Annotated in this window: 26 protein-coding genes; 10 read left to right on the forward strand and 16 right to left on the reverse strand. The window is 71.8% G+C overall.

Annotated elements, in window-relative coordinates; all coding sequences use genetic code 11:
• Window positions 1-67 precede the first annotated feature (67 nt).
• Window positions 68-1,285 (forward strand): Tm-1-like ATP-binding domain-containing protein, encoded by a 1,218-nt coding sequence (locus KALB_RS36400; protein ID WP_025360603.1) that lies wholly within the window; start codon window positions 68-70, stop codon window positions 1,283-1,285.
• Window positions 1,282-2,157 (forward strand): phosphoenolpyruvate hydrolase family protein, encoded by an 876-nt coding sequence (locus KALB_RS36405; protein WP_025360604.1) that lies wholly within the window; start codon window positions 1,282-1,284, stop codon window positions 2,155-2,157. The genes KALB_RS36400 and KALB_RS36405 overlap by 4 nt, the downstream gene beginning before the upstream one ends.
• Here the strand turns inward: KALB_RS36405 and KALB_RS47925 are convergent.
• Window positions 2,084-2,668: a TetR/AcrR family transcriptional regulator gene (locus KALB_RS47925; protein ID WP_051913304.1), complete on the reverse strand. Its 585-nt coding sequence runs from the start codon at window positions 2,666-2,668 to the stop codon at window positions 2,084-2,086. The genes KALB_RS36405 and KALB_RS47925 overlap by 74 nt on opposite strands.
• On the opposite strand from KALB_RS47925, the gene KALB_RS47930 reads away from it, so the two are divergent.
• A complete protein-coding gene (locus tag KALB_RS47930; RefSeq protein WP_158510875.1) occupies window positions 2,580-3,038 on the forward strand; it encodes an alpha/beta fold hydrolase in 459 nt (152 codons plus the stop codon). The two genes, KALB_RS47925 and KALB_RS47930, sit on opposite strands and share 89 nt — an antisense overlap.
• Window positions 3,039-3,106: 68 nt before the next feature.
• Here the strand turns inward: KALB_RS47930 and KALB_RS36420 are convergent, their stop codons facing one another.
• From KALB_RS36420 to KALB_RS36445, 6 genes are all read right to left on the reverse strand, one after another.
• Window positions 3,107-4,147: a 3-isopropylmalate dehydrogenase gene (locus tag KALB_RS36420; RefSeq protein ID WP_025360607.1), complete on the reverse strand. Its 1,041-nt coding sequence runs from the start codon at window positions 4,145-4,147 to the stop codon at window positions 3,107-3,109.
• 205 nt (window positions 4,148-4,352) lie between these two features.
• Window positions 4,353-5,951, reverse strand: a complete 1,599-nt coding sequence (serA, locus tag KALB_RS36425) for a phosphoglycerate dehydrogenase (RefSeq protein WP_025360608.1) — start codon at window positions 5,949-5,951, stop codon at window positions 4,353-4,355.
• 160 nt (window positions 5,952-6,111) lie between these two features.
• A complete protein-coding gene (locus KALB_RS36430; RefSeq protein ID WP_025360609.1) occupies window positions 6,112-6,381 on the reverse strand; it encodes a DUF397 domain-containing protein in 270 nt (89 codons plus the stop codon).
• A 76-nt stretch (window positions 6,382-6,457) separates the two neighbouring features.
• Window positions 6,458-7,471 (reverse strand): ketol-acid reductoisomerase, encoded by a 1,014-nt coding sequence (ilvC, locus tag KALB_RS36435; RefSeq protein WP_025360610.1) that lies wholly within the window; start codon window positions 7,469-7,471, stop codon window positions 6,458-6,460.
• Between the two features lie 31 nt (window positions 7,472-7,502).
• The gene (gene ilvN, locus KALB_RS36440; protein WP_025360611.1) at window positions 7,503-8,009 is read right to left on the reverse strand and encodes an acetolactate synthase small subunit; all 507 of its coding nucleotides are present in this window, start codon (window positions 8,007-8,009) and stop codon (window positions 7,503-7,505) included.
• A 4-nt stretch (window positions 8,010-8,013) separates the two neighbouring features.
• Window positions 8,014-9,756, reverse strand: a complete 1,743-nt coding sequence (locus KALB_RS36445) for an acetolactate synthase large subunit (RefSeq protein ID WP_025360612.1) — start codon at window positions 9,754-9,756, stop codon at window positions 8,014-8,016.
• 384 nt (window positions 9,757-10,140) lie between these two features.
• Here KALB_RS36445 and KALB_RS47935 point away from each other — a divergent pair, with 384 nt between their 5' ends.
• Window positions 10,141-10,518, forward strand: coding sequence for a PH domain-containing protein (locus KALB_RS47935; protein WP_025360613.1), 378 nt, complete (start codon window positions 10,141-10,143; stop codon window positions 10,516-10,518).
• Window positions 10,519-10,605: 87 nt separating this feature from the next.
• Complete coding sequence (ilvD, locus tag KALB_RS36455; RefSeq protein WP_025360614.1) at window positions 10,606-12,450, forward strand: dihydroxy-acid dehydratase; 1,845 nt, start codon at window positions 10,606-10,608, stop codon at window positions 12,448-12,450.
• Window positions 12,451-12,804: 354 nt separating this feature from the next.
• Here ilvD and KALB_RS36460 read toward each other — a convergent pair whose 3' ends face one another.
• Window positions 12,805-13,362 (reverse strand): GNAT family N-acetyltransferase, encoded by a 558-nt coding sequence (locus tag KALB_RS36460; RefSeq protein WP_025360615.1) that lies wholly within the window; start codon window positions 13,360-13,362, stop codon window positions 12,805-12,807.
• Between the two features lie 28 nt (window positions 13,363-13,390).
• On the opposite strand from KALB_RS36460, the gene KALB_RS36465 reads away from it, so the two are divergent.
• Complete coding sequence (locus tag KALB_RS36465; RefSeq protein ID WP_025360616.1) at window positions 13,391-13,801, forward strand: RidA family protein; 411 nt, start codon at window positions 13,391-13,393, stop codon at window positions 13,799-13,801.
• Here the strand turns inward: KALB_RS36465 and KALB_RS36470 are convergent.
• Both KALB_RS36470 and KALB_RS36475 read right to left on the reverse strand, forming a co-directional pair.
• The gene (locus KALB_RS36470) at window positions 13,791-14,405 is read right to left on the reverse strand and encodes a response regulator (protein ID WP_025360617.1); all 615 of its coding nucleotides are present in this window, start codon (window positions 14,403-14,405) and stop codon (window positions 13,791-13,793) included. The two genes, KALB_RS36465 and KALB_RS36470, sit on opposite strands and share 11 nt — an antisense overlap.
• Window positions 14,402-15,451, reverse strand: a complete 1,050-nt coding sequence (locus KALB_RS36475; RefSeq protein ID WP_025360618.1) for a sensor histidine kinase — start codon at window positions 15,449-15,451, stop codon at window positions 14,402-14,404. Before KALB_RS36475 ends, KALB_RS36470 begins: the two co-directional genes overlap by 4 nt.
• Window positions 15,452-15,538: 87 nt before the next feature.
• Between KALB_RS36475 and KALB_RS36480 the strand changes: the two genes are divergently transcribed.
• The gene (locus KALB_RS36480; protein WP_025360619.1) at window positions 15,539-16,537 is read left to right on the forward strand and encodes an ABC transporter permease; all 999 of its coding nucleotides are present in this window, start codon (window positions 15,539-15,541) and stop codon (window positions 16,535-16,537) included.
• Window positions 16,538-16,575: 38 nt separating this feature from the next.
• Window positions 16,576-17,211: an ABC transporter ATP-binding protein gene (locus KALB_RS36485; RefSeq protein WP_025360620.1), complete on the forward strand. Its 636-nt coding sequence runs from the start codon at window positions 16,576-16,578 to the stop codon at window positions 17,209-17,211.
• Here KALB_RS36485 and KALB_RS36490 read toward each other — a convergent pair.
• Together KALB_RS36490 and KALB_RS36495 are read right to left on the reverse strand one after the other, a co-directional pair.
• Window positions 17,174-17,755, reverse strand: coding sequence for a DoxX family membrane protein (locus KALB_RS36490; RefSeq protein WP_025360621.1), 582 nt, complete (start codon window positions 17,753-17,755; stop codon window positions 17,174-17,176). The genes KALB_RS36485 and KALB_RS36490 overlap by 38 nt on opposite strands.
• Before the next feature lie 54 nt (window positions 17,756-17,809).
• The gene (locus KALB_RS36495) at window positions 17,810-18,736 is read right to left on the reverse strand and encodes a 2-hydroxyacid dehydrogenase (protein WP_042221179.1); all 927 of its coding nucleotides are present in this window, start codon (window positions 18,734-18,736) and stop codon (window positions 17,810-17,812) included.
• 18 nt (window positions 18,737-18,754) lie between these two features.
• Between KALB_RS36495 and KALB_RS36500 the strand changes: the two genes are divergently transcribed.
• A complete protein-coding gene (locus KALB_RS36500) occupies window positions 18,755-19,666 on the forward strand; it encodes an alpha/beta fold hydrolase (RefSeq protein ID WP_025360623.1) in 912 nt (303 codons plus the stop codon).
• An 11-nt stretch (window positions 19,667-19,677) separates the two neighbouring features.
• A complete protein-coding gene (locus KALB_RS36505; protein ID WP_025360624.1) occupies window positions 19,678-20,850 on the forward strand; it encodes a PQQ-dependent sugar dehydrogenase in 1,173 nt (390 codons plus the stop codon).
• 153 nt (window positions 20,851-21,003) lie between these two features.
• Here KALB_RS36505 and gatB read toward each other — a convergent pair whose 3' ends face one another.
• From gatB to gatC, 4 genes are read right to left on the reverse strand one after another with little or no spacing between them, the layout of a single operon-like run.
• On the reverse strand, window positions 21,004-22,509 hold the full coding sequence (gatB, locus tag KALB_RS36510; RefSeq protein ID WP_025360625.1) for an Asp-tRNA(Asn)/Glu-tRNA(Gln) amidotransferase subunit GatB: 1,506 nt from the start codon (window positions 22,507-22,509) through the stop codon (window positions 21,004-21,006).
• The gene (locus tag KALB_RS36515) at window positions 22,506-22,709 is read right to left on the reverse strand and encodes a hypothetical protein (RefSeq protein WP_025360626.1); all 204 of its coding nucleotides are present in this window, start codon (window positions 22,707-22,709) and stop codon (window positions 22,506-22,508) included. Before KALB_RS36515 ends, gatB begins: the two co-directional genes overlap by 4 nt.
• Window positions 22,706-24,226 carry an Asp-tRNA(Asn)/Glu-tRNA(Gln) amidotransferase subunit GatA gene (gene gatA, locus KALB_RS36520; protein WP_025360627.1) on the reverse strand — a complete coding sequence of 507 codons (1,521 nt, stop codon included), beginning with the start codon at window positions 24,224-24,226 and terminating at the stop codon, window positions 22,706-22,708. The genes KALB_RS36515 and gatA overlap by 4 nt, the downstream gene beginning before the upstream one ends.
• Window positions 24,223-24,522, reverse strand: coding sequence for an Asp-tRNA(Asn)/Glu-tRNA(Gln) amidotransferase subunit GatC (gatC, locus tag KALB_RS36525; protein WP_025360628.1), 300 nt, complete (start codon window positions 24,520-24,522; stop codon window positions 24,223-24,225). The genes gatA and gatC overlap by 4 nt, the downstream gene beginning before the upstream one ends.
• Between the last annotated feature and the right edge of the window lie 27 nt (window positions 24,523-24,549).

Raw genomic sequence — 24,549 nt, forward strand, 5'->3', positions numbered from 1 at the left:
TCTGGTCCTCTGACCGCACTCGGAGAACGCTTACGAGGGCTGCCTGCGAACGGGAGGAGAACGACTCGTGACCACGGTGGTGCTGCTGGGCACTCTGGACACCAAGGGACCGGAGTACGCCTGGCTGGTCGACCGCGTGCGGGTGGCGGGCTGCGAGACGGTGCTGGTGGACACCGGGGTGCTCGGCGAACCGGGGGCGCTGGCCGACGTGCCGCGCGAACGGGTGAGCGAGCAGCTGGGCCGTCTGCGCATCGACAAGGACCGCGGGGCGGCGATCGCCGCGATGGCCGAGGGCGCCGCGGAGCTGGTGGTCGACCTGCACCGGCAGGGGCAGTTGCACGGGGTGCTCGCGGTGGGCGGGTCCAGCGGGTCGGCGCTGGCCGCGCACGCGATGCGGGCGCTGCCGGTCGGCGTGCCCAAGCTGCTGGTGTCCACGATGGCCGCGGGCGACTGCTCACCGTACGTGGGCGGCAGCGACATCACGATGATGTACTCGGTGGTGGACATCGCGGGCATCAACCAGGTGTCCGAACGGGTGCTGGGCAACGCCGCCGCCGCGATAGCGGGCATGGCGCTGGCCTACCACGAGTCCGAGCGCTACCCGAGCAGGCACGACCGGCCGCTGGTCGCGGCGAGCATGTTCGGCGTGACCACCCCGGCGGTGGACGCGGCGCGTGGGCGGCTGGAGGAGCTGGGCTACGAGGTGCTGGTGTTCCACGCCACCGGCGCGGGCGGGCGCTCGCTGGAGTCGCTGGCCGACGGCGGCTTCCTGGCCGGGGTCCTGGACCTGACCACCACCGAGCTGGCCGACGACCTGGTGGGCGGGGTGCTCACCGCGGGGCCGCGGCGGCTCACCGCGGCCGCCCGCAACGGGGTGCCGCAGGTGGTCAGCGCGGGCGCGCTGGACATGGTCAACTTCGGGCCGCTGGACAGCGTGCCCGCGCGCTTCACCGGCCGCACCACGCACGTGCACAACCCGAGCGTGACACTGGTCCGCACCACCGGGCCGGAGCTGGCCGAGCTGGGCAGGCGGATCGCCGCGAAGCTCTCGGCGAGCACCGGGCCCACCGCGTTCTTCCTGCCGAAGCGGGGGTTCTCCGCGCTCGACGCGCCGGGCGGGCCCTTCCACGACCCGGCGGCCAACGCCGAGTTCGCCGAGCAGTTGCGGTCCGGGCTGGCCACCAGCACGGTGGAGCTGCACGAACTGGACCAGCACGTCAACGACGCCGAGTTCGCCGTGGCCGCGGCCGAGCGGCTGCACGAGTTGATCAGGGAGTCGCCGTGAACCGCAGCACCGCACTCGCCCGACTTGTCTCCACTGTGGACGGAGGGGGCTCCGTGATCGGCGCGGGTGCGGGCACCGGCCTGTCCGCGAAGTGCGCGGAGCTGGGCGGGGTGGATCTGATCATCGTCTACAACTCGGGCAGGTTCCGGATGGCCGGGCGCGGGTCGCTGGCCGGGCTGATGCCCTACGGGGACGCCAACGGAATCGTGGTGGAGATGGCGGCCGAGGTGCTGCCGGTGGTGCGGGACACGCCCGTGCTGGCCGGGGTGTGCGGCACCGACCCGTTCCGGCTGATGCCGGTGTTCCTGGACCAGTTGGCAGCCATGGGCTACTGCGGGGTGCAGAACTTCCCCACGGTGGGCCTGATCGACGGCACGTTCCGGGCCAACCTGGAGGAGACCGGGATGGGCTACGCGCTGGAGGTGGAGCTGATCCGCCTCGCCAGGGAACGGGACCTGCTCACCGCCCCGTACGTGTTCGACCCGGAGCAGGCGGCGCGCATGGCCGAGGCGGGCGCGGACGTGCTGGTTCCGCACATGGGCCTGACCACCAGCGGCACGATCGGCGCGCGCACCGCGCTGGGCCTGGACGAGGCGGTGGACCGGGTGCAGGCGATGCGCGACGCCGCCGTACGGGTGAACCCGGACGTGCTCGTGCTCTGCCACGGCGGCCCGATCGCCGAGCCGGAGCACGCGGAGTACGTGCTGTCGCGGACCACCGGGGTGGTCGGCTTCTTCGGTGCGTCCTCTGTGGAGCGACTGCCCACGGAGGTGGCGCTGACCGAGCGCGTGCGGCAGTTCAAGCGACTGGAACCAGGCCGTCGAACAGGCGGTACAGCGCCCGACGGAACCGGTCTTCCGCGTCCTCAGTGAGGTCCATTGAGGACAGTGAACGGGTGAACAGCGGGTAGTCCCCGCTGCCCATGGCCTCCTTGATCGCGGTGAGCGCGCGCTCCTCGGGCTGCGTCCACGCGGGGTTGAGCTCGCCCCGCACGTGCATGACGATCACCCGGCCGAACAGCACCATGGCCTCGAACTGGGTGTGCGCGGGCAACCCCGCCGGTTGCAGGAGGCGCAGCACGTGTTCGGCGTGCCGCAGCACGGTGGGCGTGATGAACACCCGCCCGACGGCAAGGTCCGCCCACCACGGGTGCCGGAAGAGCCACTCGCGCATGACCTTCGCCAGTTCGTAGAGGTCCTGGCGCCAGTCCCCGCCCGGCTCGCGCTGGTAGTCCGCGGCGCCCATCACCGCGTCGATCATCAACTCGTGCAGGTCCTCCTTGCACCGCACGTAGTTGTACAGCGACATCGGGGCCAGCCCCACCTCCGCGGCCACCCGGCGGATGCTCACCGCCGCCAGGCCCTCCGCGTCGGCCAGGGCCACGGCCGCGGCGGCGATGCTCGACGCGCTGGACTGGGCGGACGCGCACGTCCTGGGCATCTCGAAGGGCGGGGTGGTGGCGCAGTTCCTCGCGGTGCGACACCCCGCTCGGGTCCGCACCCCGACCTCGGTGATGAGCTTCTCCTCGCTGGAAATCGGCAACCGGTCCTGGCCCGAGGGGATCATGGTGCCGGACCTGGCGGCGTCCATGCGCGCGGCCGTGGCGGCGATGCGCTCGCCCGGGTTCCCCGCGGACGAGGAGTTCCTGGAGAACACGCTCCGGATCAAGCGGGAGCGGGGTTGGGACCTGCCGCGCGCACTGTGGCCCGCGATCGTCGCGGAGGTCCGGGCACTGGCCGACCGGGCCCGCTGAGGGTCGTCATGAAAGTGCCGTTCGAGACACTAGATGTCTCGAACGGCACTTTCATGGCATTGACGAGCTCAGGCGCCCGCGCGGGCGTTGGAGGACACCAGTGCGGCCAGCCGGTCGCCCACCGCGTAGGTGGCGCCGGGCGAGGCGTGGTCGCGGGTGGCCAGGTCGAAGGCCACCGAGGCCTCGATGCGCCGGGCCGCCTCGGACTCACCGAGGTGGTCGAGCATCAGGGCCACCGAGAGCACGGCGGCGGTCGGGTCGGCGATGCCCTGCCCGGCGATGTCCGGGGCGCTGCCGTGCACCGGCTCGAACATGCTCGGGTTGCGCCGGGTCACGTCGAGGTTGCCGCTGGCGGCCAGCCCGATGCCGCCGGTCACCGCGGCGGCCAGGTCGGTGAGGATGTCGCCGAACAGGTTGTCGGTGACGATCACGTCGAACCGCCCGGGGTCGGTCACCATGTGGATGGTGGCCGAGTCCACGTGCTGGTAGGAGACCGTCACGTCCGGGTACTGCAGCGACACCTCCTCCACGACCCGGGACCACAGCGAACCGGCGTGGGTCAGCACGTTGGTCTTGTGCACCAGGGTCAGGTGCTGGCGGGGCCGCTTGGCCGCCCTGGCGAACGCGTCGCGCACCACCCGGTCCACGCCGAACGAGGTGTTGATGCTGACCTCGGTGGCGATCTCGTTGGGGGTGTCCTTGCGCAGCAGGCCACCGTTGCCCGCGTACAGGCCCTCGGTGCCCTCGCGCACGACGACCATGTCGATGTCCGGCGGGTCCGCGATGGGGCTGCGGACGCCGGGGTAGAGGCGAGCAGGCCTCAGGTTCACGTGGTGGTCGAGTTCGAAGCGCAGGCGCAGCAGCAGCCCGCGCTCCAGGATGCCGCTGGGCACCGAGGGATCGCCGACCGCGCCGAGCAGGATCGCGTCGTGCTGGCGCAGTTCACCGAGCACCGACTCCGGCAGCAGCTCGCCGGTGGCGTGCCACCGCGCCGCCCCGAGGTCGTACCGGGTGATCTCCGCAGTGGGAACCACCTCGCCGAGCACCTTGAGTGCCTCGGCGACCACCTCGGGCCCGATCCCGTCACCCGGGATCACCGCGAGCCGCATTCACACACCTCCCAGGCTGAGGTCCCACGCCGGGACCTTGTCCATCATTCGCGAAGGCTACCCGTACTTCGCCCACTGATCGGAGTTCGGACACGCTTCTGGGGTGATCTCTCCCGAAGTGCGGGACACCCGGTTGGCGTAAGACCCACTCGATCAGGTGAGTGCGGGGCCGTGACCGGCCGGAACACGGCCCCGCAGGCCAGGATCAGCCGAACGTGACCGCGCGCACGGTGTGCGCGCCCACGGCGGCACCGATCGGGCCGACCACGCCCGCGTCCACCGGACGGTCCACCCGCAGCAGCATGACGGCGTCGGCCCCGTCCTTGGTCTGGCTGATCTGCGCGGCCTCCACGTTCACGCCCGCCTCGCCGAGCAGGGTGCCCACGGTGCCCATCACGCCGGGGCGGTCCGGGTACTCCAGCAGCAGCACGTTGCCCTCGGCGCGCAGGTCGAAGTGCCTGCCGTTGACCTCGACCAGCTTCTCGACGGCCTGCAACCCGCTGATCGTGCCGGAGACGCTGAGCGAGGTGCCGTCGGCCATGCCCGCCCGCACCGTGACCAGGCTGCGGTGGTTGGCGCTCTCCGGCTCCTTGACCAGGTCCACGGCCACGCCGAGGGTCGCCGCCAGCGCGGGGGCGTTCACGAAGGTGACCTGCTCCTCGACGATGCCCGAGAAGACACCGCGCAGTGCCGCCAGGGGCAGCACCGTGACGTCCTCGTTGGACAGTTCGCCGCGCACCAGCACGGTCACCGAGGAGGGCGCCTTGCCCGCCAGCGCCGAGAGCAGCACGCCCAGCTTCTGGGTCAGCCCGAGGTAGGGCCGCACCTCCTCGCCGACCACGCCGCCGCTCTGCACGTTCACCGCGTCGGGCACGAAGTCCCCGCGCAGGGCCAGCCGCACCGAACGGGCCACGTCGGTGCCCGCCCGGTCCTGGGCCTCGGCGGTGGAGGCGCCCAGGTGCGGGGTGACGACCACGTTGGGCAGCTCGAACAGCGGGCTGGCGGTGGTCGGCTCGGTCTCGAACACGTCCACACCGGCACCGCCGACGTGACCGTCCCGAATGGACTCCGCGAGCGCGGCCTCGTCGATCAGGCCACCGCGCGCGGCGTTGACGATGATGACGCCCTTCTTGGTGCGGGCCAGCTGCTCCTTGCCGATGAGCCCCTTGGTCTCCGGGGTCTTGGGCAGGTGGATGGAGATCGCGTCCGCGCGCTCCAGCAGCTCGTCCAGGGTGACCAGCTCGATGCCCAGCTGGGCGGCGCGGGCCGGTGCCACGTAGGGGTCGTAGGCGATCAGGTTGGTGCCGAAGGCGGCGAGCCGGGCCGCGAACAGCTGGCCGATCTTGCCGAGGCCCACCACGCCGACGGTCTTGCCGTTGAGCTCCACGCCCGAGTAGGCGCTGCGCTTCCACTCGCCCGCGCGCAGGCTGGCGCTGGCCTCGGGGATGCGCCGGGCCACCGCGAGCAGCAGGCCAACGGCGTGCTCGGCGGCCGAGGTGATGTTGGAGGTGGGCGCGTTCACGACCATGACCCCGCGCTGGGTGGCCGCGGGCACCTCCACGTTGTCCAGGCCAACACCGGCCCTGGCGACGACCTTGAGCCGGTTGCTCGCGCCGAGCACCTCGGCGTCGACCTTGGTCGCCGAGCGCACCAGCAGCGCGTCGGCCTCGGCCACGGCGGAGAGCAGGGCCGGGCGGTCTGTCCCGTCCACGTGGCGGATCTCGACCTCGTCACCGAACACCTCGATGACCGAGGGGGCGAGCTTCTCGGCGATCAGGACGACTGGACGACTGGCATTGGTCACGGCACAGCTCCAAGGTGGTTGGCATCGCCCGACAAGGCAGCGCTGTAGCAGCAGGCTGGGGCCCATCCGCACGGCGCTGTGCTGGGACCACGACGCATTTTACGAGGTCCACGGCCATCGCGGGGCACCGGTGTTAACTCGGTCGCAAAGCGGACGTAACTCACCGTCCCCACTCGAACTCACCGAGTCGGGCACCCCCGATGAAGGCGGTCCACTCCCCCGGGGTGAACACCAGCACCGGCCCGTCCGGGTGCGCGGCGTTGCGCATCACGGTGTAGGTCACGCCGTCGGTGTGCTCGATCTCGGCGATCTCCACGTTGGCGTCCTCCGGCACCGCGAACCGGCTGACCCGCCACTGCGCACCTGTCAGGTCCAGTGCACCCCTGACCTGCGACTTGTCGTCGTAGATCGGCGCCGTTTCCTCCGTCATGAACCCCGACAGTAGATGACTACGGGCGGCGAACACCCTCGGGTGCTCGCCGCCCGCAACGGCCTAATCCCGTCACTCAGGCGGTTTCGGTGATGGGCCGATCCACCCAGGACATCAGGCCGCGCAGCTTCTTGCCGACCTCCTCGATCGGGTGCTGGGCGCCCTCGTTCTGCAACTTGGTGAAGGTGGTGCGACCGGCCTGGTCCTCACCGACCCACTCGCGGGCGAAGGTGCCGTCCTGGATCTCGCCCAGGATCTTGCGCATCTCCTCCTTGACCGAGGCGGTGATGACGCGCGGGCCGCGGGTGAGGTCCCCGTACTCGGCGGTGTCGGAGATGGAGTAGCGCATCTTGGCGATGCCGCCCTCGTACATCAGGTCCACGATCAGCTTGAGCTCGTGCAGCACCTCGAAGTAGGCGATCTCCGGGGCGTAGCCCGCCTCGGTGAGCACCTCGAAACCGGTCTGCACCAGCGCGCTGGCGCCACCGCAGAGCACCGCCTGCTCACCGAACAGGTCGGTCTCGGTCTCCTCCTTGAAGGTGGTCTTGATGACCCCGGCGCGGCTGCCGCCGATGCCCTTGGCGTAGGCGAGGGCCAGCGCCTGGGCCCCGCCGGTGGCGTCCTGGTGCACCGCGATCAGGCAGGGCACGCCCTTGCCGTCCACGAACTGGCGGCGCACCAGGTGGCCCGGCCCCTTCGGCGCGACCATCGCGACGTCCACAGTGGACGGCGGGGTGATCAGGTCGTAGCGGATGTTGAAGCCGTGCCCGAAGAAGATCGCGTCCCCGTCGTTGAGGTTCGGGGCGATGTCCTCGGCGTAGATCTTGGCCTGCTTGGTGTCCGGAGCCAGGATCATGATCAGGTCGGCCTCGGCGGCGGCCTGCGCCGGGGTGAGCACGCGCAGGCCCTCCTCCTCGGCCTTGGGGCGCGACTTGGAGCCCTCGGGCAGGCCGATACGCACGTCGACGCCGGAGTCGCGCAGGCTCAGCGCGTGCGCGTGGCCCTGGCTGCCGTAGCCGATGACGGCCACCTTGCGGCCCTGGATGATGCTGAGGTCCGCGTCGTCGTCGTAGAAGGTCTCGACACTCATGTCTTTCCTGTTCTTCCTTCCTGAGGGGGAACTAGCGGGCCGCGGTGGCGGTGATGGACCGGGCGCCACGTCCGATGGCGACCATGCCGGACTGCACCATCTCACGCAGGCCGTAGGGCTCCAGCATCCGCAGCAGCGCGTCGAGCTTGTCGGCGGTGCCGGTCGCCTCGATGGTCAGCGCCTCCGGGGAGACGTCGACCACCTTCGCCCGGAACAGCTGCACCGTCTCGAGCACCTGGCTGCGCACCGTGGCGTCCGCACGGACCTTGACCAGGAGCAGCTCGCGCTGCACGGCCACGGTCGGCTCCAGCTCAACGATCTTGATGACGTTGATCAGTTTGTTGAGCTGCTTGGTGACCTGCTCCAGCGGCAGCTCGTCCACGCTGACCACGATCGTCATGCGGGAGATGTCCGGGTGCTCGGTCGGGCCGACGGCGAGGGACTCGATGTTGAAGCCGCGCCGGGAGAACAGGCCGGCGACCCTGGCCAGGACACCGGGCTTGTTCTCCACCAAAACGCTCAGCGTGTGCTTGCTCATGGGTTTACGCGTCCTCGTCGAACAGCGGGCGGATGCCACGCGCGGCCATGATCTGGTCGTTGCCGGTGCCCGCCGCGACCATCGGCCACACCTGGGCGTCCTTGCCGACCACGAAGTCCACCACGACCGGCCGGTCGTTGATCTCCATGGCCCTGGCGATGGTGGCGTCGACCTCCTCGCGGGTCTCGCAGCGCAGCCCCACGCAGCCCAGCGCCTCGGCCAGCAGCTTGAAGTCCGGGATGCGGTGCTTGTGCGTGCCGAGGTCGGTCTGCGAGTAGCGCTCGCTGTAGAACAGGTTCTGCCACTGGCGGACCATGCCCAGGTTGCCGTTGTTGATCACGGCGACCTTGATCGGCGCACCCTCGATCGCGCAGGTGGCCAGCTCCTGGTTGGTCATCTGGAAGCAGCCGTCCCCGTCGATGGCCCAGACCACCTTGTCCGGCTGGCCGAACTTGGCGCCCATCGCGGCGGGCACCGCGAAGCCCATCGTGCCAAGGCCGCCGGAGTTGATCCAGGTGCCGGGCCGTTCGTACTTGACGAACTGGGCCGCCCACATCTGGTGCTGGCCGACCCCCGCGGTGTAGATCGCCTCGGGGCCCGCGATGGAGCCGATCCGCTCGATGACGTACTGCGGGGACAGCGCCCCGTCGGCGGGCCAGTCGTAGCCCAGCGGGAAACTCTCCCGCCAGCCGGAGGTCTGCGCGGTCCAGGGGGCCAGGTCGGCGGTGCCGCCGTGCTCCCGCTCGGCCCGCACCGCGGCGATCAGCTCGACCAGGATCTCCTTGCAGTCACCCACGATCGGCACGTCGGCGCGGCGGTTCTTGGAGATCTCGGCCGGGTCGATGTCGGCGTGCACGACCTGGGCCTCGGGCGCGAAGGAGGACAGCTGGCCGGTGACCCGGTCGTCGAACCGGGTGCCCAGCGCGATCAGCAGGTCCGACTTCTGCATGGCGGCGACCGCGGACACCGTGCCGTGCATGCCGGGCATGCCCAGGTGCTGCGGGTGCGAGTCGGGGAACGCGCCGCGGGCCATCAGCGTGGTGACCACCGGGATGCCGGTCAGCTCGGCCAGCTCGCGCAGCTGCTCGGTGGCGCCCGCCTTGAGCACGCCGCCGCCCACGTACAGCACGGGCCGGTGCGCGCTGGTGATCAGCTTGGCCGCCTCGCGCACCTGCTTGCCGTGCGGGCGGGTGGTCGGCCGGTAGCCGGGCAGCCGCAGCTCGGGCGGCCAGGAGAAGGAGGTGGTCTCCTGGAGCACGTCCTTGGGGATGTCCACCAGCACGGGGCCGGGTCGGCCGGTGCTCGCGATGTGGAACGCCTCGGCGATCGCGCGCGGGATCTCCGCGGGATCGGTGACGAGCACGTTGTGCTTGGTGATCGGCATGGTGATGCCGCAGATGTCGGCTTCCTGGAACGCGTCGGTGCCGATCAGCGCCCTGGTCTGCTGGCCGGTGATGGCCACCACGGGAACCGAGTCCATGTACGCGTCGGCCAGCGGGGTGACCAGGTTGGTGGCGCCGGGGCCCGAGGTGGCCATGCACACGCCGACCCGGCCGGTGGCCTGCGCGTAGCCGGTGGCCGCGTGACCGGCCCCCTGCTCGTGGCGGACCAGCACGTGGCGCAGCTTGGTGGAGTCCAGCAGCGAGTCGTAGGCGGGCATGATCGTGCCGCCGGGAATGCCGAACACGACCTCGCAGCCGACCGCCTCGAGGGAGCGGACGAGGGAGGCGGCGCCGGAGACGCGCACGGGCGTGCCACTGGGCGGCGCGGGTTTCGGGGGTGGGCCAGGGCGCGGGGTGTGTGCTCCTGGGACCGGGGCCTGTCGCGAGGTTGCGCTGGTCATCGGGGCTGCCTCGGGGGGTCGGTTTTGTGGAGTCAAGACATGAAAAAACCCCCGCCAACCACGAGCTGTGGTCGTACGAGGGTCGCGCACCGACGCGGACTCGGATCAGTCCTAGGCGTCGGTGCGCCTCGGAAGTACGAGGCCGGTGTTGCGCAGCATGGAGTGGACGGTACTGCGGCGATCCGAACGGCGTCAACTCTGCGGGAAAGTTGTCCCGAATGGTGGACGCGAAAAGTGCAGTGCGACCATCAAGGCGTGAGCGAACCCGCAGCCCCTTCAATCCAACGAGTGATCTTCCGGGTGCCCACGAGCGGCCTGATCGCGGTGGGTTTCCTGGCGCTGTGCGCCACGCCACTGGCGACCACCGTGCCCGGCCTGGCCGTGCTGTACGTGATCCCGGTCGCGCTGGCCGCCTGGGTGATCCGCTCGCGCACCGTGGTGGACGCCAACCGGCTGGTGCCGCGCCGGCTCTTCGGGGCCACCACCCTGGCCTGGACCGAGATCGCCTCGCTGAAGCTGCCCAAGCGAGGCTGGGTCACGGCCGTGCGCGCCGACGGCGGCGAGGTGCCGCTGCCCGGGGTGCGGCTGCGCCACCTGCCGATGCTGGCCGCCCTCAGCGGGGGCCGCCTGGACGACCCGACCGCCGAACGGCCCGCGGCGGAGTAACCTGGTGGGCACCGCCGAGTTCGACCACGGGCGCGCCCACCGTCGCGTCCTGCCAGTTTCGCGTTCCTGAAGGACTTTGGAGGGGCAGTGCCTCAGCTGCGCTCCCGCACCACGACCCACGGCCGCAACGCAGCGGGTGCCCGCGCGCTGTGGCGGGCGACCGGCATGACCGACAGCGACTTCGGCAAGCCGATCGTGGCCATCGCCAACTCCTACACCCAGTTCGTGCCCGGTCACGTGCACCTGCGCGACCTCGGCGACATCGTGGCCGGGGCGATCCGCGCCGCGGGCGGGGTGCCCAGGGAGTTCCACACCATCGCGGTGGACGACGGCATCGCCATGGGCCACAGCGGAATGCTCTACTCGCTGCCCTCCCGCGAGATCATCGCCGACTCGGTGGAGTACATGGTCAACGCGCACCAGGCCGACGCGCTGGTGTGCATCTCCAACTGCGACAAGATCACGCCCGGCATGCTCAACGCCGCGATGCGGATCAACATCCCGGTGGTGTTCGTCTCCGGCGGGCCCATGGAGGCGGGCAAGGCGGTGGTGGTGGACGGGGTCGCGCACGCGCCCACCGACCTGATCACCGCGATCTCCGCGTCGGCCAACGCCGCCGTGGACGAGGACGGCCTGTCGATCGTGGAGCGCTCGGCCTGCCCGACCTGCGGCTCCTGCTCGGGCATGTTCACCGCCAACTCGATGAACTGCCTCACCGAGGCCCTCGGCCTGGCCCTGCCCGGCAACGGGTCCACGCTGGCCACGCACTCGGCGCGGCGCGAACTGTTCGAGCGCGCGGGCACGACCGTGGTGGAGCTGTGCCGCCGCTGGTACGGCGAGGACGACGAGTCGGCCCTGCCGCGCTCGATCGCCAACCGCGAGGCCTTCGAGAACGCCATGGCGCTGGACATGGCCATGGGCGGGTCCACCAACACCGTGCTGCACATCCTGGCCGCCGCCCAGGAGGGTGAGGTGGACTTCACCCTCGCCGACATCGAGGCGATCAGCCGCCGGGTGCCCTGCCTGTCCAAGGTGGCGCCGAACTCCGACTACCACATGGAGGACGTGCACCGGGCCGGCGGCATCCCCGCCATCCTGGGCGAGCTGTGGCGCGGCGGGCTGCTCAACACCGGCGTGGCCACCGTGCACAGCCCCAGCATGGAGCAGTGGCTGTCCACCTGGGACATCCGCGCCGAGAACCCCTCGGCGCAGGCCGTGGAGCTGTTCCACGCCGCGCCGGGCGGGGTGCGCACCACGGAGGCGTTCTCCACCAGCAACCGGTGGTCCAGTGTGGACACCGACGCCGCCGGGGGGTGTGTGCGCGACGTGGCGCACGCCTACACCAAGGACGGCGGCCTGGCCGTGCTGCGCGGCAACCTGTCCGAGGCCGGTGCCGTGATCAAGACCGCGGGCATCGAGGAGTCGCTGTGGCGCTTCCAGGGCCCGGCGCGCGTGGTGGAGAGCCAGGAGGAGGCCGTCTCGGCCATCCTGAACAAGCAGATCCAGCCCGGGGAGGTGCTCGTGGTGCGCTACGAGGGCCCGGCGGGTGGCCCCGGCATGCAGGAGATGCTGCACCCCACGGCGTTCCTCAAGGGCGCGGGCCTTGGCAAGAAGTGCGCACTGATCACCGACGGACGCTTCTCCGGCGGCTCCTCGGGCATCTCGGTGGGCCACATCTCCCCCGAGGCGGCGCACGGCGGGGCGATCGGCCTGGTCGAGGACGGGGACCAGGTGCTGATCGACGTGCACGAGCGCAAGCTGGAACTGCTGGTGGAGCCCGAGGTGCTGGCCGAGCGCCGGGCCAAGATGGACTCCAGAGAACGGCCCTGGCAGCCCCGTGACCGCCAGCGCAAGGTGAGCCTGGCCCTGCGGGCCTACGCCAAGCTGACGACCTCGGCCGCCACGGGTGCCGTCCGCGACCCAGGCCTGTAGCCGGGGACTCACCCCCCCCCCGAGGCGCCGACACGCCAGCCAGCCAGCCGCGCGTGTCGGCGCTTCGAGCACCGCGTGTCGGCGCCTCACGTACGGTGCGTCGGCGCTTCGAGCACGTGCTCCCAGCGCTTGGGATTTCGTACCGGAACTGTCAACACGCCGTACCGGAACCGCCGACACGCGGTACCGCAAGCGCCGACACGCGCCGCCCCACCCCGCGAGTCCCGCTCTGGTGCACGCGAGTCCCGCCCGGCCGCTCGCGAATCCCGGTCACCAGCGGGCGAGTCCCGCCCGGCCACGCGCGAGTCCCGCCCGGCCGCACGCGAGTCCCGCCCAGCCGCCCGCGAATCCCGGTCAGGCCGCCGACAGCCAGGGGCGCCGGTCCCCGCTGACCAGGGTCCACAACTCCCCGTCCTGGCGCTCCTCGTTGATCGGGTACTCCTTGCGCAGCACGCCCTCCAGGGTCATGCCCAGCCGCTTGGCCACGGCTGCGCTCGCGTCGTTGCCCACCGCGGTGCGCCACTCCACCCGCGCCATGCCCCGCACGTCGAAGGCCCAGTCGATCATGTGCTGGGCGGCCAGCGTGACCAGGCCGCGGCCCTGCGCGGAAGGCGCCAGCCACACACCCAGTTCGCAGTTGCCCGAGCGCACGTCGAACACCCGGAACACCGCCCCGCCCACCAGTTGCCCGTCCTGCCGGATGCCGTAGATCCGCGCCCCGTCGACGGCCTGCGAGTCGGCGTAGCGCTGGAGGTACTCGCGGGCGCTGTCCACGTCGATGACGACCCAGGCCAGCCCGACCCACGGCGCGAGGTGCTCGCGGATGCCCTCGATGTGGTCGGCGAACTCCTCGGCCTGCCACGGCTCCAACGGCACCAGTTCGGCACCGTCACGCAGAAAACGGCTCAACACCGGGCGACCTCCTCGGTAGGGTCCGATCATGCCCATCCACGACCGGTTCACCTCGGTACCGAACGTAGCTCCTGGTAACGGCTACGCACACGCGATTACCGCCTCCGGCCGACTTGCCTTCGTGTCCGGGCAGATCGCCGTGGACGCCGACGGGGCGCTGGTCGGCGCGGGCGACCTCGGGGCGCAGACCAGGCAGGCACTGACCAACCTGCACAACGTGCTGCGTGAACTGGGCGCCGACTGGCCCGAGGTCGTCAAGCTCACCTGGTTCGTGACCGATGTCAGCGACCTGCCAGCACTGCGCGCGGTGCGCGACGAACTGATCAGGCCCTCGCTGGGCGAGCTGCCCAACCCGGCCAGTTCCCTGGTGCAGGTCGCTTCCCTGTTCCGGCCCGAGTTCCTGGTGGAGGTCGAGGCCGTGGTGGCGCTCAGCGAATGACGCCCCGGCGGCGGCCCTCCGCGGTCGCCGCCGTGCGGTTGTCCACGCCGAGCTTGCCGAACACCTGCACCAGGTGGGACTTCACGGTCGCCTCGGTGATGAACAACTGCCGTGCGATGGCGCGGTTGCTCGCGCCCTCGGCGGCCAGTTGCAGGATCTCGGTCTCACGGGCGGTCAAAGCCGTGCCGGGCATGCGTTTGCGGGCGCCCAACCGGGAGGCCACCAGCGGCGCCAGCACGGTCTGCCCGCTCGCCGCGCCGCGAATCGCACGCAGCAGCTCGGCGGGCTGGGTGTCCTTGAGCAGGTACCCTGTCGCACCGGCCTCGATCGCGCGCAGGATGTCGGCGTCGCTGTCGTACGTGGTCAGCACGAGCACCCGCGCCCCGCTGTCGCCAGCGCAGATCCGCCGCGTCGCCTCCGCCCCGTCGATGCCCTGCCCCAGTTGCAGGTCCATCAGCACGACATCGGCCTGGGCCGCCAACTCCACGGCGCGCTGCCCGTCGCCCGCCTCACCGACCAGCTCGACGTCGGGCGCCTCGGCGAGCAGCGCGCGCAGCCCCGCCCGCACCACGGGGTGGTCGTCCACCAGCAGCACCCTGATCACGTCGGGATCCTCGCGCCGAGGGCCGTGCCGCCACCCGGCGCCGACTCCACCACCAGCTGCCCACCGACCTCCGCGAGCCGGGCACGCATCGCCGACAGGCCCACGCCGGTGCCGGAGGTCGGGGCGCTGCCCGGTGGCCGGGCCGGGTCGAAGCCCCGTCCGTCGTCGACCACGTCCAGGCTCACCGCCCCGGGCTGGTACGTCAGCGTGACCCGCACCCGGTCGGCGGCGGCGTGTGCCCGCACGTTGGCCAGCCCGCCCTGGGCCACCCGCAACAGGGTCACCTCCACCTGGGTCGCCAGCGGCACGGGATCCCCGTCCACGAGGAACTCCGCCCGCTGCGCGGTGGCGAGCCTGCGCAGCGCGTCGGCCAGCGGGCGACCGTCCAGTTCGGCCGGAGTCATGGCCCGCACGACCCGGCGTGCCTGCTCCAGGCTGTCCCGCGCCGTGCCCAGCGCGGTGTCGAGGTGCTCGCCCGCGTTGGCCGACTGCAGGAGCAGCACGATGCTGGACAGCCCCTGCGCCACCGTGTCGTGGATCTCGCGCGCCATGCGCTCGCGCTCGGCGGCCACGGCGAGTTCGGCGGTGAGCGCGGCGTTGGCCTCGCTCTCGTCGCGCAGTCCCTTGTAGACGATCGTCATCACGGTGGCGATGCCCGCGCCGATCACCGGTCCGAGCACGCCCGCGAACCCCCGCTGACCGCCCACGAACGCGGCAACGGCCGTCAGCCCGACCATCGCCGTGACGGCCAGTCGCATCGGCAGCATTTGCAGGTGCAGCAGCATCAATGCGAAGGCCACCCACACGAAGTCGGCCGACAGCAGCACAAGCCCGACCCAGCCCGCGGTGAGCACGAGCAGCCACCACACGGCCACGGCCCGCTGCCGCGTCCGCCGCGCCAGCAACACCCCGACCAGGTACCAGGCCAGCAACACGGCGGCGCAGACCGCGGTCGGCACCGAGCGCACACCGACCGCGAGCAGCACGAAGAACAGCACGTGCAGCGACCTGCGCAGCAGGACGAGGGCGAAGGAACTGGTTCTCATGGCACCGCAACGCTAACCCGCTTCGCGCGGGCGCGCCTCCAACCTTCGATTGATGTGCCGCGGGCCGTGCCGCAGCAGGCTGGTGGCATGTTCCTCGCACTGCGCGAGCTGCGGTTCGCCCGCGGCCGCTTCAGCCTGTTCTGCGGTGTCATCGCCCTGATGACACTGATGGTCGTGCTGCTGACCGGGCTCACCGCCGGTCTCGGCGCGGCCAGTGTGTCCGCTGTGGACGCACTGCCCGGCACGGCGCTGGCCTTCTCCGCCGAGCCCAAGGTCTCTTTCGCGACCAGCTCGGTCAGCGAGCAGGACCAGCGCGCGCTCGCCGCCAAGGCGGGCGTCCACTCCGCCACGCCCATCGGCGTCTCTACCGCCAAGTTGACGGGGGCCGTCGCCGTACTCGGCGGAGTCCCCGGCAGCTCCCCCACCGCCGGTGGCGTGCTCGTGCCACCCTCGCTCGGGCTGGCCACCGGCAGCCATGTGCGGGTCAACGACCAGGACCTGGTCGTCACCGGCAGCACCTCGGAGCACTCGTTGAACCACCTGCCCGCGGTGTACGTCTCACTGGACACGTGGCGCCGCGTCGCGCACACCTCCGGCGCCACGGCGATCCTCGTGGACGCCGAGCCCGGCGCCGACCTGTCCTCGGCAGGTCTGACCACGTTGAGCAGGACCGAGGCGTACTCGGCCGTCGGCAGCTACTCCTCGGAACAGGGCTCGCTGAACCTGATGACCGGGCTGCTGCTGGGCATCTCGGCGCTGGTGGTCGGCGCGTTCTTCACCGTGTGGACCATGCAGCGCGGCCACGACCTCGCCGTGGTGCGGGCGATCGGCGCCAGCCGTTCCTACCTGCTGCGCGACGCACTGGGGCAAGCCGCCCTGGTGCTGGTGATCGGCGCGGGCCTGGGCACCGCGCTGGCCACCGGCCTGGGACTGGCCGCCAGCACCGCCGTGCCGTTCGTGCTCGCACCGTCCACTGTGCTCGTTCCGATGGCGTTGATGGTCCTGGTCGGGCTCGTCGGCGCCACCTTCGCGGTACGCCGCGTGACCACCGTCGACCCGTTGACCGCACTGGGAGCCGCACGATGAGTGAGCTTGCGAACGAATCATCAAGCACAGGGCCGGCGATGAGCCTGCACCTGGACGAAGTCCTGCTGACCTACCCCGACGGCGACCGCCGGGTGACCGCACTGGACCGGGTGAGCCTGCACGTGGCCCCGGGCGAGTTCGTCGCCGTCACCGGGCCGTCCGGCTCGGGCAAGTCGAGCCTGCTCGCCGTGGCGGGCAAGCTGATCGCCCCGGAAGCCGGTTCGGTGCGGGTCACCGGCACCGTGGGATTCGTCTTCCAGCAGGCGAACCTGCTGCCCGCGTTGACCGCGCTGGACCAACTGCTGCTGGTCGGCCACATCGGAGGCCGCCAGGACCGCGCGCGGGCACAGCGCCTGCTCGCCGAGGTCGGCCTCACCGAGCAGGTGAACCGCCGACCGCACCAGCTCTCCGGCGGTCAGCGGCAACGGGTTGGCGTGGCGCGGGCGCTCATGGGCGAGCCCTCGGTACTGCTCGTGGACGAGCCGACCTCGGCCCTGGACCACGAACGCGGCCGGGCCGTGGTGGAACTGCTGCGCCGCGTCACCGACACGCACCAGGTCGCGACCCTCGTGGTCACCCACGACCTGGCTCACCTGGACCTGGTGGACCGCACCGTGACGATGCTGGACGGCAGGCTCAGCGCAGCAGGAAGTGCAGCGCTGCCACGGCACTGACGGCCAGCAGGAGGAAGACCGTGCCGAAACCGAGGGGTCGGCGGAACCAGGGCAACGGCCGGTCCAGCGCCATGCGGCCCGGTCCGGCGAACAGCAGGGCGAAGGCGCTGGCGCCCAGCATGGCGGCCAACTCGTAGGCGGACAGGCCGCCGTTCCAGTCCAGCACGACGGTGTTGCCGACCACCGCGAGCACGGCGGCCGCCGCGAGCGGGGTGAGCAGGCCCAGCACCAGCAGCGCGGCGCCGCCGAGTTCGGTGCCCGCCAGGGCGTACGCCAGGGTGCCGGACTGCTTGAACCCGGCCGTCTGCAAGGACTTCGCGAAGTCCTCGATGCCCTTGCCGCCGAGCACGCCGAACAGGCGCTGCGCCCCGTGCACGCCGACGATGCCCGCGAGCATCAGGCGCAGCGCGAGCAGGCCGAGGTCGGCCCCGGCGTGCCAGCGCAGCGGCTCCTTGGCAGGTGGCCCCGGCTCGCCGTACTCCTCGTCCTCCTCGAAGTGGTGCGTGCCCCCTGCGGTGAACTCAGTGGCGTCGAAGGTGCTCACCGGGCGCAAACTAGGGCAAGGCGGGCCCGTACGGGACCGCCGAACAGAGCACCGCTAGTACTCGCCTCGGACCAGGTTGCGCGGTTCCAGGCCCTGGACGAAGCGCGCCACCTCGGCCGCGGCGATCCGGTAGGCGCGCTTCTCCCGGCCTGTCGTGCTGCCAGCCACGTGCGGGGTGATCAGCACGTTGTCCATCTCCCACAAGGGATGTCCCTCCGGTAGCGGCTCCGGGTCGGTCACGTCCAGCGCCGCGCGCAGCCGCCCGGTGCGCAGCTCCGCCAGCAGCGCCTCGGTGTCCACGACCGGGCCCCGCGCGGCGTTGACCAGGATCGCCCCGTCGTCCATGGCCGCGAGGAACTTGCTGTCGACCATGCCAAGAGTGTCGGTGGTCTGCGGTACAACGATGACAACCGCGTCCTGGGCGGCCAGCAGTCCGGGCAGTTCGTGCTCGCCGTGCACCCCGTCGCGCGCGGTCCTGCCCACCAGGGTGACCGTCACGTCGAACGGGTCCAGACGGCGCTTGAGCTCGCGCCCGAGGTCACCGGCCCCGACGACGAGCACCCGCTTGTCCTGCAAGGTGTCGGTGACCTGGAAGTCCCAGCGGCCCGCCCGCTGGGCCCGATCGAACGAGGGGAGGTGGCGGTAGAAGGACAACAGAGCGGCGAGCACCCACTCCGCGGTGCTGCCACCGTGCGCGCCACGGCAGGTCGACAGGGCCACACCCTCGGGCAACTGGCCGAGCCACACCTCGGCACCGGCGCTGAGCAGCTGCACCAGCCGCAGCTTGGGCAGCCGCGCCACCAGGGGCACGGCCTTGCGTCCGGCCAGGAACGGCGGGATCAGCACCTCGGCCTCGGCGGCGTCGGCGGGCAGGTCCTGCCCCACCTCGTAGCGCAGCGGGCGCACCCCGGGCACTGCGGCGAGGGCGGACAGGGCGTGGTCGTCCGGTACCAGCACGGTGATAGGGGTTGCCTCGGGCACAGTGGCACACTACTGCCGATGCGGGAAGACGAAGTCCTGTCGACCGACGGCACCAGGATCCGGACCTGGTCCACCGAGTCGGCCGGTCCCCCGGTGCTGCTGTGCCCCGGCCTGGGCACGGTCCCGGAGAGCTGGCCCGGTCTGCTGCTGCCGGACTGCGGTGTGCGCGTGCACAGCTGGTACCACCGCGGCACCATGGGCTCCGCGCGGCCCGCCGATCCCGCCCGCGTCACCCTGGACGACCACGTGGCCGACGCCCTGGCCGTGCTGGACGCCACCGGGGTGGAGCGCTGCGTGGTGCTGGGCTGGTCGGTGGGCGTGATGGTCGGCGCCGAACTGGCGCTGCGCCACCCGGACCGGGTCACCGGCCTGATGCTGGCCGCGGGCACCCCCGGCGACTTCTACGCAGGGGTCGGCGGCCCGTTCGGCCTGCCCACCGGGCTGCGCCGCGAACTGGCCCGGGGCGGCACCCAGGCCCTGCGGCTGGCCGGGCCGCTGCTGGACCTGGTCACGCACCGGTTCCCGGTCAACGGGCTGACCATGACCCTGCTCCGGCACAGCGGGTTCATGCTGCCGGGCAGCACCTCGGGGGCGGTCGTCGCGATGATGCGCCGGTTCCGCGCGCACGACTGGCGCTGGTACTTCACGCTGGCCGCCGCCCTGGCCGCCGAGCCCGCGCAGGACCTGTCCGGCCTGCGCTGCCCGGTCACGCTGCTGTCCGGCCGCTACGACGTGCTCGCCGACGCGGCCACCTCGGCCAGTGCGCTGGCCGCGCTGCCGCAGGCCCGGATGCGTGTGCTGCCCACCACGCACTTCCTGCCGCTGGAGGCCCCCGAGGTGGTGCGGGAGGAGCTGAGCCTGCTGCTGGACCGGGTCGCCACCGTGCGCCGTTGGCACCCGCTCACCCCGGATTCACGGCAGCGCACCTAGGCTGGGTCATCATGCGACGTGCGAGCCGAGTGGTCCTGCCCTCGGTGGCGCTCGGCCTGGTGCTGACCGCCTGCGCGAGTTTCCCCGAGCAGTCCGGGCCCGCGCCCACCTGGCAACCGCAGTCCAGGCTCACCGAGCAGGCAGGCCCCCAGCCCAACCTGCCCGGCGGCACCGACGCGGGCGGCAGTGGCGGCGGCCCCAACGGCCGCTCCGGCCCGCCCACCTCCATTCCGCCGCCCCAGGGCTGCAAGGACTTCGACACCGCCGTGATCGGCACCTGCCTGTCCCCGGTCTCCGCCGTGGCCGCGCTGCCCGGCGGCGCGACCGGGCTGGGCGCCGAGCGCAGCACGGGCCGGGTGCTGACCCTCCAGCGCGACGTGGATCCCAAGCAGATCGCCAAGCTGGACGTGGACGCCAGCGGGGACGGCGGGCTGACCGGCCTGGTGCTGTCCCCGACCTACCGCGAGGACCAGCTCGTCTACGCGTACATCACCACCGCCAGCGACAACCGCGTGGTGCGGTTCGCGCCCGGCGACAGCCCCAAGCCCGTGCTCACCGGCATCCCCAAGGGCGCCCGCGACAACCGCGGCTCGCTGGCCGTGGACCACAAGGGGGCGCTGCTCGTGGCCACCGGGGACGCCGGTGACCCGGGTGCCGCCGCCGACCCGAACTCGCTCGCGGGCAAGCTGCTGCGCATCGACGGTGCGGGCAAGCCCGCCGCGGGCAACCCGAACCCGGACTCGGCGGTGATCGCCTCCGGGCTGAGCGCGCCCGGCGGGGTGTGCACCACCCTGGACGGCGGCACCACCTGGGTCACTGACCAGACCGGCACCGGCGACCAGCTGTACAAGGTCAGTCCCGGCAAGCCGGTGGGCGCGCCCGCGTGGACCTGGCCGGACAAGCCCGGTGTGGCGGGCTGCGCCGCGTTCAGCTCCATGATCATGGTGGCCACCACGCACCGCCCCGGGGTGCAGAACCTCGCGCTGAACAAGAACGGCTCGTTCAGCGGCAAGCCCGTGCAGGCCCTGGACGACAGCCACGGCTACGGGCAGATCGCCGCGGTGGACATCGTGGACGAGCAGCACGCGCTGATCGGCACCGTGAACAAGGACGGCGGCAAGCCCGTCTCCAGCGACGACCGGGTCGTGCTGATCATCCGTCCCCAGGGCAGCCCCACCGACTGACCGCCCCCGGCGAGTCCCGCTCTCCCGCACGCGAGTCCCGCTCTCCAACGCACGAGTCCCGCCCTGCGGACCACCGCTGGGCGGGACTCGGTTGCTGCTGAGCGGGACTCGTCGTCCCCAGAGCGGGACTCGCGGTCGGTTGGTGGCGCGCGGTCAGCTCTCGCAGCGGGAGATGATCAGCTCGCGGACGCGCTTGGCGTCGGCCTGGCCCTTGGTGGCCTTCATGACCGCACCCACGATCGCGCCCGCCGCCGCCACCTTGCCGCCGCGGATCTTCTCCGCCACGTCCGGCTGCGCGGCCAGCGCCTCGTCGATCGCCGCCAGCAGGGCCGAGTCGTCCGAGACGACCTTGAGCCCGCGCTGCTCCACGACCTGCTCGGGCTCGCCCTCACCGGCCAGCACGCCGTCCACGACCTCGCGGGCCAGCTTGTTGGTCAGGCTGCCCTCGGCCACCAGCGCGATCACCTTGGCCACCTGGGCCGGGGTGATCGGCAACGCGGTGAGCTCGGTGCCCGTGGCGTTGGCCTTCTGCGACAGGTACGACACCCACCAGGACCGCGCCTCGGCGGGCGGTGCGCCCGCGTCGACCGTGGCCGCGACGATGTCCAGCGCGTCGGCGTTGACCAGGTCCCGCAGCTCCAGGTCGGTGAGGTTCCACTCGGCCTGGATGCGCTGGCGACGCTGCCAGGGCAGCTCCGGCAGGGTGGCCGCCAACTGCTCGACCCACTCGCGCGCGGGCGCGATCGGCACCAGGTCGGGCTCCGGGAAGTACCGGTAGTCCTCGGCGGTCTCCTTGGCGCGCCCCGAGGAGGTGCTGCCGGTGGACTCGTCGAAGTGCCGGGTCTCCTGGCGGATGGTGCCGCCGCCCGCGAGCACCGCGGCGTGCCGGGTCATCTCGTAGCGCACGGCGCGCTCGACGCTGCGCAGGGAGTTGACGTTCTTGGTCTCCGTGCGGGTACCGAACACCTCGGTGCCCTTGGGCATCAGCGAGACGTTGGCGTCGCAGCGCAGCGAGCCCTGGTCCATGCGCACGTCGGACACGCCCAGTGCGCGCAGCAGGTCGCGCAGCGCGGAGACGTACGCCCTGGCCACCTCCGGTGCCCGCGCCCCGGTGCCGACCAGCGGCTTGGTCACGATCTCGATCAGCGGCACGCCAGCGCGGTTGTAGTCCAGCAGCGAGTGCTCGGCACCGTGGATGCGGCCGGTGGCGCCGCCCACGTGCAGCGACTTGCCGGTGTCCTCCTCCATGTGCGCGCGCTCGATGTCGACCCGGAAGACCTCGCCGTCGTCCAGCAGCACGTCGAGGTGGCCGTTGAAGGCGATCGGCTCGTCGTACTGGGAGGTCTGGAAGTTCTTGGGCATGTCCGGGTAGAAGTAGTTCTTCCGCGCGAACCGGCACCACTGCGCGATCTCGCAGTTCAGCGCCAGCCCGATGCGGATCGCCGACTCGACCGCGGTGCCGTTGACCACCGGCAGCGCGCCGGGCATGCCCAGGCAAGTCGGGCAGACGTTGGTGTTCGGCTCGCCGCCGAAGACGTTCGCGCAGCCGCAGAACATCTTCGTGTTGGTGTTCAGCTCGACGTGCACCTCGAGCCCGAGCACCGGGTCGAACCGCTCCAGGACCTCGTCGTAGTCCATCAGCTCGGCCACTGCGGTCACTGCTCCTCGTCCTTCCGCGCGCCACGGATGGCGAGCGCGCCGCCGGTCAGCGCCACCAGCACGCTGGCCGCCGCGTTCACCAGGGACAGCTTGTCCTTCTTCTCCAACGCCTTGCGCGCCTGCGCACCGGCCGCGATCACCCCGATCAGCGAGCCGATCAGCGTGATGGCGGTGCGGATGTTCTTCGCGGAGTTGTTCATCGGGCGCTGGCCTCCAGTTCGGGCACGCGGTGGATCAGTGCGCCACCGGCGGCCGCGTCGCGGGCCACCTCGTAGGCCGCGGCGACCCGGTACATCCGGTCGTCGGCCAGTGCCGGGGCCATGATCTGGAAGCCGACCGGAAGACCGTCCTCCTCGGACAGTCCACAGGGGACGCTCATGGCCGCGTTGCCCGCCAGGTTCGACGGAATGGTGCACAGGTCGGCCAGGTACATCTGCATCGGGTCGCCGACCCGCTCGCCGATGGGGAAGGCCGTGGTCGGGGTCGTCGGCGCGACCAGCACGTCCACCTGCTCGTAGGCGGCGGCGAAGTCGCGGGAGATCAGCGTGCGCACCTTCTGCGCCGAGCCGTAGTAGGCGTCGTAGTAGCCCGCCGACAGGGCGTAGGTGCCGAGGATGACGCGCCGCTTGACCTCGGGGCCGAAGCCCGCCTCGCGGGTCAGCGACATGACCTGCTCCGCCGACAGCGCGGCATCGCCCTCGCCGACCCGCAGGCCGTAGCGCATGGCGTCGAACCGGGCCAGGTTCGAGGAGCACTCGCTCGGCGCGATCAGGTAGTACGCGGGCAGCGCCAGGGTGAAGCTGGGGCAGGACACCTCGACGACCTCGGCGCCCAGCTTGCGCAGCTGGTCCACCGCGGTGTCGAAGGCGGCGACCACGCCCGGCTGGTAGCCCTCGCCGCGGAACTCGCGCACCACGCCGACCTTCACACCGCTGAGGTCACCGGCGGCACCGGCGCGCGCGGCGGCGACCACGGCGGGCACCGGCTGGTCGATGGAGGTGGAGTCCAGGGGGTCGTGCCCGGCGATCACCTCGTGCAGCAGGGCCGCGTCCAGCACCGTGCGGGCGCAGGGACCGGCCTGGTCCAGCGAGGAGGAGAACGCCACCAGGCCGTACCGGGAGACACCGCCGTAGGTGGGCTTGACGCCCACCGTGCCGGTGACCGCGCCGGGCTGGCGGATCGAGCCGCCGGTGTCGGTGCCGATGGCCAGCGGGGCCTCGAAGGCGGCCAGTGCCGCGGAGGAGCCGCCGCCGGAACCACCCGGGATCCGGTTGAGGTCCCACGGGTTGCGGGTGGGGCCGTAGGCGGAGTTCTCGGTGGAGGAGCCCATCGCGAACTCGTCCATGTTGGTCTTGCCCAGGATGATCACGCCCGCCTCGCGCAGCCGCCGGGTGACGGTCGCGTCGTAGGGCGGCACCCAGCCCTCGAGCATCTTCGAGCCGCAGGTGGTGGGCATGTCCTGCGTGGTGAGCACATCCTTGAGCGCCAGCGGCACCCCGGCGAGCGGGGAGGCCACGTGGCCCTGCGCGATGTCCTCGTCCACCTTGCGGGCGGCGGCCAGCGCGCCCTCGGCGTCCACGTGCAGGAAGGCGTGCACGGCCGGGTCCACCGCGGTGATGCGGTCCAGGTGCGCCTGGGTCACCTCGACCGAGGACACCTCCCGCGCGGCGATCTTCGCGGCCAGCTCGGCGGCCGTCTGCCTGATCAGGTCACTCACTGTTCCTCCCCCAGGATGCGCGGCACGCGGAAGCGCCCGTCCTCGGCGGCCGGGGCGCCGGACAGCGCCTGCTGCTGGGTCAGTCCGGGGCGGACCACGTCTTCGCGGAACACGTTGGTCAACGGCACGGCGTGCGAGGTCGGCGGCACGTCCTGCGAGGCGACCTCACCGACGCGGGCCACCGACTGCAGGATCACGTCGAGCTGGCCGGCGAACAGGTCCAGTTCATCCTCGGTCACGGCCAACCTGGCCAGCCGGGCGAGGTGCGCGACCTCGTCTCGGGAGATGCTGGGCATCGGCGAGGGTCTCTCCATGCATGGGAT

The organism is Kutzneria viridogrisea DSM 43870, from assembly GCF_000525635.1.
Classification (GTDB): Bacteria; Actinomycetota; Actinomycetes; order Mycobacteriales; family Pseudonocardiaceae; genus Kutzneria; species Kutzneria viridogrisea.

Coding starts and splice junctions, on each gene's coding strand:
- KALB_RS36420 (WP_025360607.1), bottom strand. CDS start 4,147: ATGCGGCTCGCGGTGATCCCGGGTGACGGGATCGGGCCCGAGGTGGTC.
- KALB_RS36430 (WP_025360609.1), bottom strand. CDS start 6,381: ATGACGGAGGAAACGGCGCCGATCTACGACGACAAGTCGCAGGTCAGG.
- ilvC (WP_025360610.1), bottom strand. CDS start 7,471: ATGAGTGTCGAGACCTTCTACGACGACGACGCGGACCTCAGCATCATC.
- ilvN (WP_025360611.1), bottom strand. CDS start 8,009: ATGAGCAAGCACACGCTGAGCGTTTTGGTGGAGAACAAGCCCGGTGTC.
- KALB_RS36465 (WP_025360616.1), top strand. CDS start 13,391: ATGCCCATCCACGACCGGTTCACCTCGGTACCGAACGTAGCTCCTGGT.
- KALB_RS36475 (WP_025360618.1), bottom strand. CDS start 15,451: ATGAGAACCAGTTCCTTCGCCCTCGTCCTGCTGCGCAGGTCGCTGCAC.
- KALB_RS36480 (WP_025360619.1), top strand. CDS start 15,539: ATGTTCCTCGCACTGCGCGAGCTGCGGTTCGCCCGCGGCCGCTTCAGC.
- KALB_RS36485 (WP_025360620.1), top strand. CDS start 16,576: ATGAGCCTGCACCTGGACGAAGTCCTGCTGACCTACCCCGACGGCGAC.
- KALB_RS36500 (WP_025360623.1), top strand. CDS start 18,755: ATGCGGGAAGACGAAGTCCTGTCGACCGACGGCACCAGGATCCGGACC.
- KALB_RS36505 (WP_025360624.1), top strand. CDS start 19,678: ATGCGACGTGCGAGCCGAGTGGTCCTGCCCTCGGTGGCGCTCGGCCTG.
- KALB_RS36515 (WP_025360626.1), bottom strand. CDS start 22,709: ATGAACAACTCCGCGAAGAACATCCGCACCGCCATCACGCTGATCGGC.
- gatC (WP_025360628.1), bottom strand. CDS start 24,522: ATGCCCAGCATCTCCCGAGACGAGGTCGCGCACCTCGCCCGGCTGGCC.